Source organism: Cryobacterium sp. SO1 (assembly GCF_004210215.2).
Classification (GTDB): Bacteria; Actinomycetota; Actinomycetes; order Actinomycetales; family Microbacteriaceae; genus Cryobacterium.
The window spans coordinates 485,594-501,174 of the sequence record NZ_CP067394.1; the positions used below are offsets into that span (position 1 = coordinate 485,594).

Genomic DNA, 15,581 nt, shown 5'->3' on the forward strand with positions numbered 1-15,581 from the left:
ATTCCTATCGGTGTGAGGTGCTGGTGAGAGGGGGAACGGTAGTGGAGAAGAGGGGATGCCCGGCCTGTAGGCTCACGGGGGCGGTGCTGATCTGGTCGGCGGTGACCTGCACGAGCGAGAACATGGCGAAGTCATGGCCGCTCACGGTGGCCGGACCGGCGTTCATGACCTGGTGATACGCCAGCGACGGGCCCACGGCGACCGGCAGGCCGTGGAAGAGGCCGTTCATCGGGTGGTGATAGTGCCCGGCGAGGATCAGCCGCGTGTCGGAGTCGCGCAGCGCATGGGCGAGCAGCCGCGGGTCGCGCAGACCGATCTTCGACAGGGTGGGCAGGGGAGAGGGGATCGGGGCGTGGTGCAGAGCAACGACGGTGCCCATACCGAACGGGACGGCGAGCACGCCCCGGAGCCAGACCAGCTGGTCGGGGTCGAGAGAACCGCTGCTCGAATCCAGCAGCACCAGGCGCAGATCGCCGACGGTGGTGGCCCTGTAATGACCCTGCATGTGGCCGGTGAGGCCGGCGGCGTGGCGGGGGGAGTCGTGGTTGCCCAGCACCGTGAAAACCGGGGCGCCCACCCTCTCGCCGAGGTCGCGGAGGGCCCGGTCAACATTTTCGTACGCTGCGCTGTGGCCGCGCTGCACAAGGTCGCCGGTGACCACGACGGCCTCTGGCGTGACCCCAGCGGCCACGACGTACTCGCCCACCTGGCGAAGCCGGGCCAGGCCGTCGACCTGGCCGTAGAGCAGTTCGCCGGTGGTGGCGTGCACATCACTGAGATGCAGGATGGTGAACTTCGAGCGCTCACGCATCCGCAGACGCCCCAATGTCGCGTCGCAGCGCGCGCAGGTGCACGGGGGTGGCCCCGTGCCGCACCAGATAGTGGGCCGCCCCGCCGAGGGAGCGGATGGTGCCCAGCACGCGTTCGATCGCGGCCGGCGGGCTGTCGAGGTGCAGTCGCAGGGCATCCCGGTACGCGGCCGGGTCGAGGTTGAGACGGGCCAGCACGCTTCGCACGTGGTCGGCGCGGCGGGTGCCCACGACACCCATCGATAGTGAGTAGTCGGTCACGACGGCCGCTTCGGTGTGTCCGGCGGCCAGCATGGCGAGCGCGACGACCAGGCCGGTGCGGTCCTTGCCCGCGGTGCAATGCACCAGCACTCGCCCGGGTGCGGTGGCGATGGCGATGACCGCACGGGTGAGTTCGGTGCCGCGTTCACGCAGTAGGAAATCGTAGACCGCCTCGAGGGCACCGATCTGGGGAGGGCCGTCCGGCAGCCTGTACAACGGGACCCTCACAACGGGAACGCCGTGGGCGGGGGCTGTGCCCTCGGTGTCCTCGCGCAGGTCGACGACCCGGGCCACACCCAGGGCGGTGAGCTGCGCGGCACCGGGCGGGCCCACCGCATCCAGGGCCGCTGCCCGCGCCAGCCGGTGGGCGCCGGGTGTGCCGGCGTCGCTCCAGCGCGCGTTGTAGGTGCCGTGGATCGTGATGCCCGACATACCGCTCCATCTGATTCCAGCGTTTCACCAGCCATGAAACGTAGTTACAGAGCAAGGCTGCGTGGCGCGGGTGAACGACTGGTTGACGGTAGGCGACTGGGGCGGCAACATCCGTCGACGCCGCCGCCGGGGTCGGCATCCGGTCAGGTCTCGTCGATCAGCGCTTCGGCGACGACCTCGCGCATCGGGCCGGTGGCCGTGCTGCCGGGCCGCGCCTGCAGCGCCGTGTGCAGGGTATGCAGCACGAGTAAGTGGCTGAGCCGGCTGAGGAACGGGTCAACGTCGTGCGTGCGGGTCACCGGTCCGGTGACCAGGCAGATGTCGGCGAGCTGGGTGAGTGGCGAGCGGGGGAAACTGGTGACGGCGATCACCCTGGCGCCGCCCTCCTTCGCCGCCCGGCAGGCCCGCAGGGTGTGCGCGTTGGCACCGGAGTAGCTCACTGTCAGGCACGCGTCGACGCTGGTGAGCGACCGGGCCGCGAACTGTTGACCGAGCACGTCGCTGGGGGCCTCGACGGGGCGCCCCAGGGTGGCGAAGCGCATCGCCGCATCCTGCAGCGGCGGGGCCGAGAAGCCGGTCCCGACCAGCACCAGCCGACGGGCGAGGGCGAGCACCTCCACGGCCGCGTCGATACCGGCCAGGTCGACGCTGGCCCGGCTCAGGCTGATGGCGTCGGCAGCGTCATCGAAGACGCGGGCCAGCGGATGCGCGTCGAGCGTCGGCGTGCGCTCGCACGGTGCGGCCCTGGCCACCTCGAGGCGCAGGTGCTGGAATCCGCGAAAGCCGAGGTTCTGGCAGGCGCGGACCACGGTGGCCGCGGAGGTTCCCGCGATCGTAGCCAGCTCGGCGGTCGACCACTCCGTCACGGCCTCTGGCCTGTCGAGGATCACCTGGGCCACCCGGCGTTCGCTCGGACCGAGCAGCGGCAGTGCCGCGCGCACGCGCAGCAGCACCGTACCGCCGGGAGATCGGGGGGTGGGGTCGTCGATGCCGGCCATTGGGTGCTCCAGTGCGAGGTCGTGTCCGTGATCCTGGCCGAGGTGGCGGCTGTGATCGTGCCCGAAGCATAGTCATCGCGGCCGAACGGCCCACGTCGCGTTAGCCTCGCGAACGGTGAGTAAAGCACCTTCCTGGAGCCCTGGCTGGTGCTTTTCTCACGGCTCGCGGTCGTTTCCCCGCTGGGGGTCGTGCTTGTCGCCGTCTCCTAAGCTGGGACCATGGTCGACGAGAGCGCCCCGACGAGACCGGCCGTCACCGAGCGCCGTCGGAGCGTGCTGCTGCCCGCGGCGTTCCTTCTGGTCGTTCTCGGCAGCATCGCCGCGTTGGTGACCGGCGTCATTGGCGTGGGCGCCGGATCCAGCGCACCCTTGCTGCCCACCCTGCCCGCCGCATCCCCGGCGCCCACAGCATCCCCCACGCCCACCGCGTCGGCAGCGCCCACGGACCTGCCCACGCCGGCGGCGTCCGAGACCAACGTTGCCGTGTTCCTCGGCGACTCCTACACCCAGGGGTTCGGCGCTTCGGCTCCGACGACCAAGTGGTCGACTCTAGTGGCCCACGACGCCGGCTGGACCGAGATCAACCAGGGTCAGGGCGGCACCGGCTACGTCACCACGGCCGGGGTCACCAGCTGCGGCCAGGAGCATTGCCCCACCTACGCCGACCGGGTTGCTGACGTCATCGCCGCCGCACCCGACATCGTCGTCATCGCGGGCGGCCAGAACGATCGGTGGGCGCTTGGCACCGACCCGGAGTTTGTGCACGCCGCCGTCACCGAGACGTTCAGGCTCATCCGGGCGGGGCTGCCGAACGCACGCCTCATCGCGGTGGGGCCGTCCACCGCCGAGCCGGCCACCGCGATGATCACCGACCTCGACGGCTGGGTGCAAATCGCCGCACAACGGGTGGATGCCGAGTACGTGAGCCTGCTGGACCCCGTTGTCATCCGGGCCTCGATGGTGGTGGCCGACGGCGTGCACGTTAACGACGCCGGCCACCGGGCGATCGCGGACCGGGTGCTGGCCACGGCCCTGACCCCCGCCGACTGAATTCGCGCCTCAGCGCGGCAGCCGGCGGTCCTTGACCAGCAGGAGAACGAACACGAAGACACCCACGAGCTGCCAGAGCGCCCGGAACAGCAGGTCGGTGGGGGAGTTGCGGAGGGCGAATTCCGGCGGCGCGGGCGGCAGCCGTTTCAGCTGCGGGTGTGGCCGGTCCGGCCGTGTCGGTAGCGGAATGACAGGATGGGACGCGGCACTCGACGGCGGGGTCGTGCGCCGGGCCAGAAGCAGATTCTCGCTCACGGGCGTCAGCGTACGCGGCCCCGGTGACCGCTCGGCAAACGCCAGGTGTCGGCCTACCCTTCGGTCCTGCCCGGCCGCACCGCGGCAGTATCGGCCACCGCGATGCGCTTCACGCCGTCGGCCTGCTCGTCCACGGTCACCCACTTCGCCGCATCCGCTTCGCTGGCCTTGGGGGCGGTGGTGAGCTGGTCGTGGCGCTTCTCTTCGAAGGTCTTTTCATCCATGACCGGCACAATAACACGACGTTCTAGTGTGCAGGCGAGCGGAGTCGCTAGGCTCGCAGCATGACTGATGCACTCCGCTGGGGAATCCTGGCCACGGGCGGAATCGCCCACCAATTCGCCGGCGACCTCGTGAAGAACGGGTTCGCCGTGCAGGCCGTGGGTTCCCGCAGCCAGGCATCGGCGGATGCCTTCGCCGCCGAATTCGGCATCCCCACCGCGCACCCCAGCTACGAGGACCTCGTGGCCGACCCCGAGGTCGACATCATCTACGTGTCGACCCCGCACCCGTTCCACGCGGCCAACGCCACCCTGGCCCTCGAAGCCGGCAAGCACGTGCTCATCGAGAAGCCGATCACCCTCAACGCCGCCGAGGCCCGCGCCGTGGTGGCTCTGGCCGAGAGCAAGAAGCTGGTCGTACTCGAGGCCATGTGGACCCGGTTCCTGCCGCACATGGCGCGCATCCGCGAGATCCTCGCCGCCGGCACCCTCGGCGACGTGCACTCCCTCATCGCCGACCACACCCAGGACCTGCCCGACGACCCCAACCATCGCATCAACTCGTTGGCGCTCGGCGGCGGCGCGCTGCTCGACCTCGGCATCTACCCGGTGTCGTTCGCGTCGGCGCTGTTCGGCCCGCCCGAAACCATCCTCGCGTCGGCCACCTTCAAGGACACCGGGGTGGATGCCCAGGTCGCCACGATCTTCCGTTACCCGGGCGGCCAGATCGCCTCGCTGCTCGCCGCGAGCGACACCAAAGGGCCTAACACCGCCAGCGTGCTGGGCACCGCGGGGCGCATCGACATCGACGAGGTCTGGTACTCGCCCACCTCGTTTCGCGTCTACAACGGTGCCAATGAGGTCGTCGAGTCCTACGAGACGCCGTCGATCGTCGGCAGGGGCATGCACTTCCAGGCCGCGGAGGCCGAACGGCTCGTCGCGGCCGGCCTGCTGACCAGCGACCTGCTCACCGCGACCGAGTCCGTGCAGATCATGGAGACCCTCGACGCCATCCGCGCGCAGATCGGCCTGGTCTACCTCGGCGACTGAGGAGCATCCGCTCGCCCGCCCGCCGGGTGGCCGACGCGCGGCTCAGCGGTGCGCACCTGTGGTGTCGCGGCACACCATTCACGCCGCGGCACGCTTTTCTTCTCGCGGCACGCGTTGTTCTCGGCGGCACAGGTTGGAACACGTGCCGCCGGGACTAACCCGTGCCGCGGGAGGCGGACCGACCGGCAGGCGCAGCGCGGACGCGTGAATGGTGTGTTTGTCCTGGCGCCCTTCGTGTTGGTGCACGGGCGTTCGATCCCGAAGTGCGCTCCATGCACAGTGCGCCACCCACAGTGCGCCACCCACAGTGCGCCACCCACAGTGCGCCACCCACAGTGCGCCACCCACAGTGCGCCCACTGACTGGGTTCCCACCCTCGCTCGGTAACATGCGTTGGTGGATACACCAGACCCAACCGTGCCCGAGCAGGGTGAACCCTCGGGCGAGGCAATGCAGCCGACTGAGCTTCTCGGTGCACACCCGGGCGAGACGGATGCGGCGGCACCCGCCGCCGCCGCACCCGCTGCACCCCTCCCCGCTGCACCCCTCCCCGCCGCCGCCGCACCCGCCGCCGCCGCACCCGACGCCGCCGCACCCGACGCCGCCGCACCCGACGCCGCCGCACCCGACGCCGCCGCACCCGACGCCGCCGCACCCGACGCCGCCGCACCCGACGCCGCCGCACCCGACGCCGCCGCACCCGACGCAGCCCCATCTCCAGCCCGGCGCCTCCGCCTGGTCATCGCCGCGGCCGTGGCGTTCGGGCTGCTCGGCAGCGGCGCCGTGTGGGCGGGCGCGGGCAGCGGCGGCACCGCCGAGCCGGTGGCGCTGGCCGCCCCCACCGCATCCGCGACACCGACCCCCACGCCCACCCCGACCGCCCCGGCACTGCGGCCCGCCCCAGCAGTGGCCACCGTCGCCGGCCCGCTGCGCACCTGTTCGGTCGCGGATCTCGCCGCGGACTCCCGGCTCGGCGAGTTCCAGGCCCAGGTGGTCAACGCCGAGACCGGCGAGATCCTCTTCGACCGGGGCGGCAGCACCGCATCCCGGGCCGCGAGCGTGCTCAAGGTGCTCACCTCAGCCGCCGCACTGAGCGTGCTCGGCCCGGACTACCGCGCCACCACGACCGTGGTGGCCGGCAGCGAACCCGGCCAGGTGGTGCTGGTCGGCGGCGGCGACCTCACCCTCTCGAGCACCCCCACCGGCGACGAGTCGTTCTACGACGGCGCCGCGCACCTCGACGCCCTCGCCGAGCAGACCCGCGCCGCGATGGGCGACACCGCGATCACCTCGGTTGTGCTGGACTCCTCCTACTTCGGCGACCCGGGCTGGGAGCCCAGCTGGGATCGCAAAGAGCAGACCGAGGGCTACATGCCGCTGATCACCGCCCTGCAGGTGGATGCCGACCGTGACAACCCCTACAACAGCACCTCCGCCCGCAGCGACGACCCTGTCGCCCGGGCCGGGGCCGCGTTCGCCGACGAGCTCGGCGGCGACGTGAGCGTGAGTCTCGGTACCGCCCCGGCCGGCGCGAGCCCGCTCGCCTGGGTGCAGTCCCAACCCGTCTCCACCCTGATCCAGCAGTCGCTGATCGTCTCCGACAACGCCATCGCCGAGATGCTCGGCCGCCTGGTGGCCGTGGAGGGCGGCGCCGGCAACACCTTCGGCGCCATCCAGCCCGCCGTACTGGCCGGTCTGGCCGAATACGGCATCGACACCGCGGGCATCAGCATCGCCGACGGATCCGGCCTCTCCGACAACAACGCCGTCTCACCCGCCTACCTCACCAAACTGTTCCAGAAAATCAACGCCCGCGAGGGCAGCCTCGGCGTGATCTTCGATGGCCTGCCCGTCGCCGGTGGCGGCTCGGGCTCGCTGTCCTACAGCGACAGGTTCAGCGGCAGCAACGCGGATGCCGATGGCGCCGTCTTTGCAAAGACCGGCTGGATCGACACCGGCTACACCCTCTCCGGCATCATCAACGCCGTCGACGGCAGCACCCTCACCTTCGCCGTATACGCGTTGGGTGATGTGGGTGATAATGCGAAGCAGGCGATCGACACCATCACGACGGGGTTCTTCCGCTGCGGGAACAACCTCTCGAACAACTGATCCTCAACTGACAGGAGTGCCGCCGTGACCCGCGCACTGATCATCATCGACGTACAAAACGACTTCACCGAGGGCGGAGCCCTGGCCGTCGAGGGCGGGGCTGCGGTGGCCGGGGACATCAGCGCCCTGCTGGCGGCGCACCCGCACAGCTATGGGCACATCTTCGCGTCCCGCGACTGGCACGACGCCGACGGCGGCAACAACGGCCATTTCGCCTCGGACGCCGAACCCGATTTCGTCGACACCTGGCCGGTGCACTGCGTGGCCGACACCGCCGGCGCCGAGTACCACCCCGCGCTGGTGATGCCGGAGTCGACCGTGCACATCCGCAAGGGCCAGGGTCAGCCCGGCTACTCGATCTTCGACGGCGTCGACGACGCCGGCACCAAGTTCGGTGAGCTGCTGATCGCCGCGGGGGTGACGGATGTCGACCTGGTCGGCCTGGCCACCGACCACTGTGTGCGGGCCTCAGGGCTCGACGCCCTCGAGCATGGCCAGCACGTGCGGGTGTTCACCGACCTCGTCGCCGGGGTGGCGCCGGGCTCGAGCGAGCAGGCGTTGGCCGAGCTCGCCCACGCCGGCGCAGTGCTGGCCACCTCGGAACTGGTCGACCAGGCCTGAGCCCGACGGGCGCATCCAGCCCGTAGCTTGTCCCGGTCTTCGCCGGGGACACATCCGTGGTCGACCTGCCCTACTGGAATCTCGCGCGGGTGTCTGCCCGAGGAGGCGTCGCGCGAGTCGCCGCAAAGTGCCCCGTTGAGGTGCCCGAAGGGGCAATCTGGCGCAAGTCGACGCCGGTCGCGTTGCCGAGTTGCGGCAACGCCCCCCCCCGTGGGAGCGCCTAAAGGGGGATTCTGGCGCGACTCGGTGCACCGCACGAATTCGTTTGAGAAATTATCTACTGGGTGCATCCGAACCGGGGTGACTTCCTGAAGTAACGGGTAACGGGAAACCGACAGGTTCCCGCTCTTGTAATTCTGACTGGAGGAAACCATGCGCAAGACCCTTGCCGTCGGCGTCGCAGCCGGCGCCCTTGTAGCCCTGGCGGGAATCGCCCCGGCGAACGCCGCAACCGATGTCGCCCAGCTCTCCGTGCTGCACGCGGTCCCTGGCCTCACCGTCGACGTGTACGTGAACGGCGACCTCACCCTGGACAACTTCGAGCCCGGCGACCTCGCCGGCCCGCTCGAGCTGCCCGCCGGCACGTACACCGTGGCGATCACGGCATCGGATGCCGCAGACGCGAGCTCGCCGGCCATCGGCCCGGTCGACCTTCCGTTGGAGGCGGGTAAGAACTACACCGCCGCCGCGCACCTCGACGCGGCCGGGGCGCCCACCGCGACCCTGTTCACCAACGACATCAGCACCGTCGGCGCCGGCGAGGGCCGGCTGACGGTTCGCCACGTGGCCGCGGCTCCTGCCGTCGATATCCTCGCCGGCGGCACCCCGGTGATCACCAACCTGAGCAACCCCGATGAGTCGCTGCTCACCCTGCCGGCCGGTACGGTGTCGGCGTCCGTGGCCGCAACCGGAACCACTGACCCGGTGATCGGCCCGGCCGACGTGAACGTGGCCGAGGGCACGAACACCATCGTGTACGCCTGGGGCAGCCTGACCGACAACAACCTGGCGCTCGCCGTCCAGACTGTCGGTGGACTGCACTCCAACCCCGACGGGGTCCCGGCCGGCAGCGCCGGCCTGGTGGCCACCAACCAGCCGGCGGACAGCTCCGGTTGGCTGTTCGGCGGCGCGGCCTTCGCCCTGCTGCTGGGCGTCGGAGCGGTAGCGCTCTACGGAACCCGGCGCGCCGAGGCCCGGCGCTAACGGGCCGCACGGAAGGATGGTGCGGGTCATGGTGAGCCTGTTCGGGTGGCCCACCGTGGCCCGCGCTGCACGTCCGGCGCAGCTCCGGCGTTCAGGAACCGCCTGGGCAGGCCGGCCAGACCGCCCCGCCGAGTACCGGCAGGTCGGATTCGGCCCGGTGCTGGCGGGTGCGCTGATGCTGGGCCTGCTCAGCGGCTGCGCGGCGCCGCTCACCATCATCGGCGGCACTGATCCTGCCGCCGGTGGGTTCACCGGCCTGGGCGGCCCGGCCGCAACCGGACTGCCCGGGGGAGCGCCCGGGCCTGACACCGGGTCCAAGTTCGGCTCGCGCTTCGGCGCCGGCACAGGCGCCGGCGATGGAGACGCGTCCGAGTCGCCGTCCCGGGTGCCCTCCCCGGCCCCGGTGTCGCCGGCAGAGGTACCCGAGGTGCCCCGCCAGTCAACGTCGCTCGCTGCGCTGCCCGCCCCGGTCAGCGCCCCGGTGCGGGTGCGGGCGGACTCGATCGGCATCGACATGGCGATCGAAGCGGTGGGACTGGGCGACGGGTCGGCGATGGCCCTGCCGGCCAACCCGGCGGTCGCCGCCTGGTACCGGTACGGTGCCGGCCCCGCCAGTCCTGCCGGAGCCACCGTCGTCGCCGCGCACGTGGATTCTCTGGTTTACGACATCGGTCCGTTCGCCCAACTTGCCGATGCCCCGGCTGGCACCGAAATCGTAGTGGACACCGCCGACGGCGCGACGCAGCGGTACGCCGTCGCGACCGTCGACATTGTCGAGAAGACCTCGGTACCGTGGTCGAGCGTGTTCGACCGCACGGGCCAGTCCCGGCTCATCCTGGTGACCTGCGGCGGCGAGTTCGACTACGAGGCCCGCCGGTACCTGTCGAATGTGATCGTGACGGCGGTGCCGGCGCCATGAACCGCTGTGGGATCCTGTGCCGAAAGCAACCCGAACGGGGTGTGCTCGGATCGGCCGGGCGTGGTTATGCTGGTCGCACTTGCGGGTCGGCCTGGTCGAGCCGTGAGTGCTGAGATGGACACCCGCACGACGCGGTACCGATCCCGGAGGCAGCACGTCCACGTGAGCGCACCCTATCCGAACAGCACCGACGATGAGCGTGACCAGTCCAACCTGGTCGCGGGCTTTCGCGCGGGCGACGAAAACGCCCTCGCTGAGGCCTACGCCCGCTGGTCGTCGCTGGTCTACACCCTGGCCGTGCGCTCGCTCGGCGACGCCGGCGAGGCCGAAGACGTCACCCAGAAGGTGTTCATCGCCGCCTGGCGCGGTCGGGCCGGGTTCAACGAGGCCCGGGCGGCGCTACCCGCCTGGATCGTGGGAATCACCAGGCACGCCATTGCCGATGCTCACGAGGCCCGTGCTCGCCGAAGGCGCCTCGAACAGACGCTGGTGGACGAGGCCGAGCTCTACATCGTCGATGAGTCCGCCGACGTGGCCGAACGGCTGCTGATCGGTGAGGAGCTCAACCGCCTCGAACCGGTGCCGCAGCGGGTGATGCGACTCGCGTTCTACGAGGACCTCACCCACGTGCAGATCGCCGATAGCCTCGGATTGCCGCTCGGCACCGTGAAGAGTCACATCCGCCGCAGCCTCACCCGCTTGCGCACTAGATTGGAGGCGAACGATGACGCATCTTGACCGCGACACGCTCGCCCTTGTCGCGCTCGCCGAACTCGAGCTCAGCGCCGCCGAACGCGAGCACCTGGCCGCCTGCCCGGGCTGCTCTGGTGAGCTGGATGCGCTTCGCCGCACCGTGCTGATCGGCCGCAGCGCCGGCAGCGTCGACCTCGTCACCCCCGCGGATGCGGTGTGGGGGCGCATCCACTCGGCCCTCGGCCTCTCCGACGCGGTGGCCGCACCGCCGCGACTGGCCGGGCTCGACCTGGCCGGCAGCGCGCTGGCCGGCTCCGAACCGGCGCGTCTGGAAGCGGCACGTGCCGACCAGAACCCGGCCGCGCCCGACCCGGCCGTACCCGACCCGGCCGCACCCGCCCCGGCCGACCGGGCGCCGGTCACGTATCTGCGCCGGCGTCAACGCACATGGGTGCCCGTGGCCGCCGCGGCCTGCGCGGTCGGCCTCGTGGGCGGCGTCGCCGCTGGAGCGTGGTGGCAGTCGACCAGCGCTCCGGCGCCGGAGACCGTGATCGCACAGGCGCAGCTCGACGCGCTGCCCGGCTGGACGGCGCGCGGCAGTGCTCTGGTGGAAGAGTCCGACGACGGCCGCCGTGAGGTGGTGGTGGACCTGGCCGACGACGCCGGCGCCGACGGGCTGCGCGAGGTGTGGCTGCTCACCGCCGACGCCACCGGGCTGGTCAGTGTGGGGCTGCTCGACGGGTCCTCCGGCCGGTTCAGCATCCCGGCGGGCGTCGACCTGGCCGAGTTCCCGGTGGTGGATGTCTCGGCCGAACTCGCCGACGGCAACCCGGCCCACTCGGGCGACTCGATCGTGCGCGGCACCCTGAACACCCTCTAGCCCCCGTCGGCTGTGGTGGGTGAGCCTGCCGTGCTGCAGCACCGGCGGCATCCGTCGTTGCCCGCCGCGGCCGGAGTCGCCGGGTTCGGCATGATCACCTGGATCTGCCTGGGCATCCTGCCCGCCGGCAGAGCACCTGACCAACCGAAACAGGGCTGGCCCTACCAGCGCGGCACGCTCCGGCGGCACGCGAGTAGGTTTGACGGTGACGACTTCAGGAGGAATTTGTGGCGCACGTAACCGAAGCAGAGCTGCTCCAGCACGTACCCAACGAGCTGTACATCAACGGGCAATGGGTGCCCGCCGCCGATGGGAACACCCTCACCGTGCACGACCCGGCCACGGGCAAGGTGATCAAGACCATCGCCGACGCCGGTGTCGCCGACGGCCTGGCCGCTCTCGACGCCGCCGTCGAAGCGCAGGATGCCTGGGCGGCCACCCCGCCGCGGGTGCGCGGCGAGGTGCTGCGCCGCAGCTTCGAACTGCTTCAGGAGCGCAAACACGAATTCGCGCTGCTGATGACGCTCGAGATGGGCAAGCCGCTCGCCGAGGCGTACGGTGAGGTCGCCTACGGCGGCGAATTCCTGCGCTGGTTCAGCGAGGAGGCCGTGCGCATCACCGGCCGGTACGGCACCAACCCCGAAGGCACCGGCCGTATGATCGTGTCGCAGCACCCGGTCGGACCCAGTTTCCTGATCACCCCGTGGAACTTCCCGTTGGCGATGGCGACCCGCAAGATCGCTCCCGCGCTCGCGGCCGGGTGCACCGTCGTGATCAAGCCCGCCGAGCTGACCCCGCTCACCACGCTGTACCTGGTCAAGCTGTTCGAGGAGGTCGGCCTGCCCGCCGGCGTCGTCAACGTGCTCACCACCTCCACCTCGGCGGCCGTGTCCGGGCCGATCATCGCCGACCCCCGGCTGCGGAAGCTCAGCTTCACCGGGTCCACCGGCGTCGGCCAGAAGCTCATCGCGCAGTCCGCGCAGAACGTGCTGCGCACCTCGATGGAGCTCGGCGGCAACGCGCCGTTCCTGGTCTTCGAGGACGCCGACATGGACCGCGCCGTTGAAGGCGCCCTGGCCGCGAAATTCCGCAATGTGGGCCAGGCCTGCACGGCCGCCAACCGGTTCATCGTGCACCGCGACGTGGCCGAGGAATTCGCCCGCCGGGTCACCGAGGCCGTCAGCGAATTCACCGTCGGCCGCGGCACCGAAACCGGGGTCAAGATCGGCCCGCTGATCAACGCAGATGCCGTGACCAAGGCCGACACGCTCGTGCAGGACGCCATCGGCCGCGGCGCGACGCTGCTCACCGGCGGTCGGGCCCTGGACCGGGCGGGCACGTTCTACGAACCCACCGTGATCAGCGGCGTGAAGCCGGGCAGCGCCATCCTGCGCGAAGAGATCTTCGGGCCGGTGCTGTCGATTGTGCCGTTCGACGACGAGGACGACGCGGTGCGGATCGCCAACGACACCGAGTACGGGCTGGTCAGCTACGTGTTCACCCAGGATCTCGCCCGCGGGCAGCGGATGATCGAGAAGCTGCAGACCGGCATGATGGGGCTGAACATGGGTGTGGTCTCCAACGCCGCCGCCCCGTTCGGCGGGGTGAAGCAGTCCGGTCTGGGCCGGGAAGGCGGCTCGGAGGGCATCCACGAGTACCTCTCCACCAAGTACACCCTCACCCCCGACCCGTTCATCGACTACGACTAGTCCCGCGACCATCCGCGAACCGTGAGTTAAGCACCGAAAACCCGCGATTTTAGGGGCTTAGCTCACAGTTCGCGGGCCGTGGCAGGGTCGTTAAGCTCGGGGGGTGCCAATTGTTGAGATCCATGACCTGAGCGACCCCCGGCTGAGCGACTACACCCAGTCGACGGATGTGGCGCTCAAGAAGGCGCGCGACACCGAGCACGGCCTGTACATCGCCGAGTCCGCGCTGGTGCTCGAACGGGCCCTCGGCGCGGGGCACCGTGCCCGCTCGGTGCTCACCCTGGCGAACACGCTCGATGAGGCCAGGGCGCTCGTCGGCGACGAGGTGCCGGTGTTCGTGGGCGCGGGGGAGCTACTGACGGAGCTCACCGGGTACGTGCTGCACCGCGGCCTGATCGCGGCGATGCACCGGCCCGCGCTACCCGAACCCGCCTCGCTGCTGGCGGACGCCCGGCGCATCCTGATTCTCGAGAACGTCACAGACCCCACCAACGTGGGGGCCATCTTCCGCTCGGCCGGCGCGATCGGGGCCGACGCGGTCCTGGTCACCCCGCGCTGCTCGGACCCGTTCTACCGCCGCGCCATCCGAGTGTCGATGGGCACCGTCCTGCAGGTGCCCTGGACCCGGGTGGGCGACTGGAACAGCACCCGGCAGCTGCTCGACGAGCTCGGTTTCCACGTCGCCGCGCTGGCGCTGACCCCGGATGCCGTGAGCCTCCGCGATTTCCATGGCGAACAGCACGCCCGCCTGGCGCTGCTGCTCGGCGCGGAGGGGGAGGGTCTCACGGCCGAGGCGCTCGCCGCGGCGGACTCCGTGGTGCAGATCCCGATGAAACACGGCATCGACTCCCTGAATGTGGCGGCGGCCAGCGCCGTCGCGATGTGGGCACTTTCCAGCTGACTGTCGCGGAACTCGGAGCCCGCCGTCATCTGTTGTTTACACGCGGCCGCTCTCTGGAACCTGTTCGAAACAAAGTGTTGCTCACGGTGTAACAGAGCCCTGCCAATGTGGCTTCTACCCGACGCGACTCCTGCGTCCGTGCAGAGAGGTATTTCACGATGGATCAAGGCAATACTGCTTTCATACTGATTTCCGCAGCGCTCGTCCTGTTGATGACTCCGGGTCTGGCGTTCTTCTACGGCGGACTGGTCAAGGCCAAGAGCGTCATCAGCATGATGATGATGAGCTTCGGCGCGCTCGGGCTGATCGGTGTGCTCTGGGTGATCTACGGCTACGCGATCGCGTTCCCGGGATCCGAGGGCACCGTGGCGCCGTGGGCGATCGACTGGTCCAACATCGGCCTGACCGCCGCCCTGGAGATCCCCGAAGGCGCCGCTTACCCGCCGCTCGCCTTCGTCGCTTTCCAGGCCACGTTCGCCATCATCACGGTCGCGCTGATCTCCGGCGCGATCGCCGACCGCGCCAAATTCGGCTCCTGGATGATCTTCGCCGCGATCTGGGCGACCGTCGTCTACTTCCCCGTCGCCAGCTGGGTCTTCAACTTCGGCCTGGCCGAGGACGGCAGCTTCTCCTACGGCGGCTGGATCACCCACGGCCTGCAGGACGTCTTCGGCCTCGGCGCGATCGACTTCGCCGGTGGAACCGCTGTGCACATCAACGCCGGTGCCGCCGCCCTCGCCCTCGCCCTGGTACTGGGCAAGCGCGTCGGCTTCCAAAAGGGCGTCAACGTTCCCCACAACCCGCCCTTCGTGCTCCTCGGCGCAGGGCTCCTCTGGTTCGGCTGGTTCGGCTTCAACGCCGGCTCCGAGCTGGCCGCGGACGGCATCGCAGCGCTGGCATTCGTCAACACCATCGCCGCTCCCGCCGCAGCCCTGCTCGCGTGGCTGGTCGTCGAGAAGGTTCGGGATGGAAAGCCCACCTCGGTCGGAGCCGCATCCGGCGCCGTCGCGGGTCTTGTCGCTATCACCCCCGCCTGCGGCTCGCTGCAGCCGATCTGGGCGATCCTGCTCGGTGTGATCGCCGGCGCCGTCTGCGCCATCGCCGTCGACCTCAAGTTCAAGCTGGGCTTCGATGACTCGCTCGACGTCGTGGGCATCCACCTCGTCGGTGGCCTCATCGGCACCCTCTACCTGGGCTTCTTCGCCAACGGCACCGGCCTGTTCCTGGGCGGCGACGGCACCCAGCTGCTGGTGCAGGCCATCGCGGCGTTCTCGGTTCTCATCTACTCGTTCGTCCTCGCCTTCGCCATCGCCTTCGTCATCGAGAAGACCATCGGCTTCCGCGTCAAGAACGAAGACGAAATCGCGGGCATCGACTCGGTCATGCACGGCGAAGAGGGCTACGTCCTCACCGACGCCAAGAACTGAGTCACCGAGGCCTCTGAGCAGCCAAGTCCCACCTAATACC

The 15,581-nt window shown here is 70.1% G+C and carries 16 protein-coding genes and 1 pseudogene; 12 read left to right on the forward strand and 5 right to left on the reverse strand.

Annotated features, from left to right (window positions below):
• Positions 1-4: 4 nt before the first annotated feature.
• The 3 genes from BJQ95_RS02315 to BJQ95_RS02325 all read right to left on the reverse strand — a co-directional run bounded on the left by BJQ95_RS02315 (position 5) and on the right by BJQ95_RS02325 (position 2,500).
• Positions 5-811, reverse strand: a complete 807-nt coding sequence (locus BJQ95_RS02315) for a metallophosphoesterase (RefSeq protein ID WP_130176304.1) — start codon at positions 809-811, stop codon at positions 5-7.
• On the reverse strand, positions 804-1,502 hold the full coding sequence (locus BJQ95_RS02320; protein ID WP_130176303.1) for a tyrosine-protein phosphatase: 699 nt from the start codon (positions 1,500-1,502) through the stop codon (positions 804-806). Before BJQ95_RS02320 ends, BJQ95_RS02315 begins: the two co-directional genes overlap by 8 nt.
• Positions 1,503-1,645: 143 nt before the next feature.
• A complete protein-coding gene (locus BJQ95_RS02325) occupies positions 1,646-2,500 on the reverse strand; it encodes a MurR/RpiR family transcriptional regulator (RefSeq protein WP_130176302.1) in 855 nt (284 codons plus the stop codon).
• 140 nt (positions 2,501-2,640) lie between these two features.
• Between BJQ95_RS02325 and BJQ95_RS19465 the strand changes: the two are divergent.
• Together BJQ95_RS19465 and BJQ95_RS02330 are read left to right on the forward strand one after the other, a co-directional pair.
• Positions 2,641-2,958, forward strand: a pseudogene (locus tag BJQ95_RS19465) (hypothetical protein); the annotation flags it as partial.
• 25 nt (positions 2,959-2,983) lie between these two features.
• Entirely contained in the window at positions 2,984-3,550 is a 567-nt protein-coding gene (locus BJQ95_RS02330) for an SGNH/GDSL hydrolase family protein (RefSeq protein WP_370688385.1), read from the forward strand.
• 9 nt (positions 3,551-3,559) lie between these two features.
• Here BJQ95_RS02330 and BJQ95_RS02335 read toward each other — a convergent pair whose 3' ends face one another.
• A complete protein-coding gene (locus BJQ95_RS02335) occupies positions 3,560-3,805 on the reverse strand; it encodes a hypothetical protein (protein WP_130179275.1) in 246 nt (81 codons plus the stop codon).
• 53 nt (positions 3,806-3,858) lie between these two features.
• Positions 3,859-4,029, reverse strand: coding sequence for a multidrug transporter (locus BJQ95_RS02340; RefSeq protein WP_130179276.1), 171 nt, complete (start codon positions 4,027-4,029; stop codon positions 3,859-3,861).
• A gap of 60 nt (positions 4,030-4,089) precedes the next feature.
• Here BJQ95_RS02340 and BJQ95_RS02345 point away from each other — a divergent pair, with 60 nt between their 5' ends.
• The 10 genes from BJQ95_RS02345 (at position 4,090) to BJQ95_RS02390 (ending at position 15,541) form a co-directional block, all read left to right on the forward strand.
• Entirely contained in the window at positions 4,090-5,076 is a 987-nt protein-coding gene (locus BJQ95_RS02345) for a Gfo/Idh/MocA family protein (RefSeq protein WP_130179277.1), read from the forward strand.
• 396 nt (positions 5,077-5,472) lie between these two features.
• Positions 5,473-7,188: a D-alanyl-D-alanine carboxypeptidase/D-alanyl-D-alanine-endopeptidase gene (locus BJQ95_RS02350; protein ID WP_256041499.1), complete on the forward strand. Its 1,716-nt coding sequence runs from the start codon at positions 5,473-5,475 to the stop codon at positions 7,186-7,188.
• 24 nt (positions 7,189-7,212) lie between these two features.
• Positions 7,213-7,809 carry an isochorismatase family protein gene (locus BJQ95_RS02355; RefSeq protein WP_130178920.1) on the forward strand — a complete coding sequence of 199 codons (597 nt, stop codon included), beginning with the start codon at positions 7,213-7,215 and terminating at the stop codon, positions 7,807-7,809.
• 372 nt (positions 7,810-8,181) lie between these two features.
• Positions 8,182-9,012, forward strand: a complete 831-nt coding sequence (locus BJQ95_RS02360) for a DUF4397 domain-containing protein (protein ID WP_130178919.1) — start codon at positions 8,182-8,184, stop codon at positions 9,010-9,012.
• 28 nt (positions 9,013-9,040) lie between these two features.
• Positions 9,041-9,931 carry a class F sortase gene (locus BJQ95_RS02365; protein WP_165385012.1) on the forward strand — a complete coding sequence of 297 codons (891 nt, stop codon included), beginning with the start codon at positions 9,041-9,043 and terminating at the stop codon, positions 9,929-9,931.
• Positions 9,932-10,093: 162 nt separating this feature from the next.
• Positions 10,094-10,669 carry a sigma-70 family RNA polymerase sigma factor gene (locus BJQ95_RS02370; RefSeq protein WP_240694897.1) on the forward strand — a complete coding sequence of 192 codons (576 nt, stop codon included), beginning with the start codon at positions 10,094-10,096 and terminating at the stop codon, positions 10,667-10,669.
• Positions 10,656-11,504: an anti-sigma factor domain-containing protein gene (locus BJQ95_RS02375; RefSeq protein WP_130178916.1), complete on the forward strand. Its 849-nt coding sequence runs from the start codon at positions 10,656-10,658 to the stop codon at positions 11,502-11,504. The genes BJQ95_RS02370 and BJQ95_RS02375 overlap by 14 nt, the downstream gene beginning before the upstream one ends.
• Before the next feature lie 227 nt (positions 11,505-11,731).
• A complete protein-coding gene (locus BJQ95_RS02380; protein WP_130178915.1) occupies positions 11,732-13,213 on the forward strand; it encodes an NAD-dependent succinate-semialdehyde dehydrogenase in 1,482 nt (493 codons plus the stop codon).
• Between the two features lie 103 nt (positions 13,214-13,316).
• Entirely contained in the window at positions 13,317-14,114 is a 798-nt protein-coding gene (locus tag BJQ95_RS02385; RefSeq protein WP_130178914.1) for an RNA methyltransferase, read from the forward strand.
• Between the two features lie 158 nt (positions 14,115-14,272).
• The gene (locus BJQ95_RS02390; protein ID WP_130178913.1) at positions 14,273-15,541 is read left to right on the forward strand and encodes an ammonium transporter; all 1,269 of its coding nucleotides are present in this window, start codon (positions 14,273-14,275) and stop codon (positions 15,539-15,541) included.
• Positions 15,542-15,581 lie beyond the last annotated feature (40 nt).

What these genes read in the sequence shown, in the direction of transcription:
- BJQ95_RS02315 (WP_130176304.1), bottom strand. Translation starts at nt 811, where the DNA reads ATGCGTGAGCGCTCGAAGTTCACCATCCTGCATCTCAGTGATGTGCAC.
- BJQ95_RS02340 (WP_130179276.1), bottom strand. Translation starts at nt 4,029, where the DNA reads ATGGATGAAAAGACCTTCGAAGAGAAGCGCCACGACCAGCTCACCACC.
- BJQ95_RS02390 (WP_130178913.1), top strand. Translation starts at nt 14,273, where the DNA reads ATGGATCAAGGCAATACTGCTTTCATACTGATTTCCGCAGCGCTCGTC.
- BJQ95_RS02375 (WP_130178916.1), top strand. Translation starts at nt 10,656, where the DNA reads ATGACGCATCTTGACCGCGACACGCTCGCCCTTGTCGCGCTCGCCGAA.
- BJQ95_RS02365 (WP_165385012.1), top strand. Translation starts at nt 9,041, where the DNA reads ATGGTGAGCCTGTTCGGGTGGCCCACCGTGGCCCGCGCTGCACGTCCG.
- BJQ95_RS02325 (WP_130176302.1), bottom strand. Translation starts at nt 2,500, where the DNA reads ATGGCCGGCATCGACGACCCCACCCCCCGATCTCCCGGCGGTACGGTG.
- BJQ95_RS02360 (WP_130178919.1), top strand. Translation starts at nt 8,182, where the DNA reads ATGCGCAAGACCCTTGCCGTCGGCGTCGCAGCCGGCGCCCTTGTAGCC.
- BJQ95_RS02320 (WP_130176303.1), bottom strand. Translation starts at nt 1,502, where the DNA reads ATGTCGGGCATCACGATCCACGGCACCTACAACGCGCGCTGGAGCGAC.
- BJQ95_RS02345 (WP_130179277.1), top strand. Translation starts at nt 4,090, where the DNA reads ATGACTGATGCACTCCGCTGGGGAATCCTGGCCACGGGCGGAATCGCC.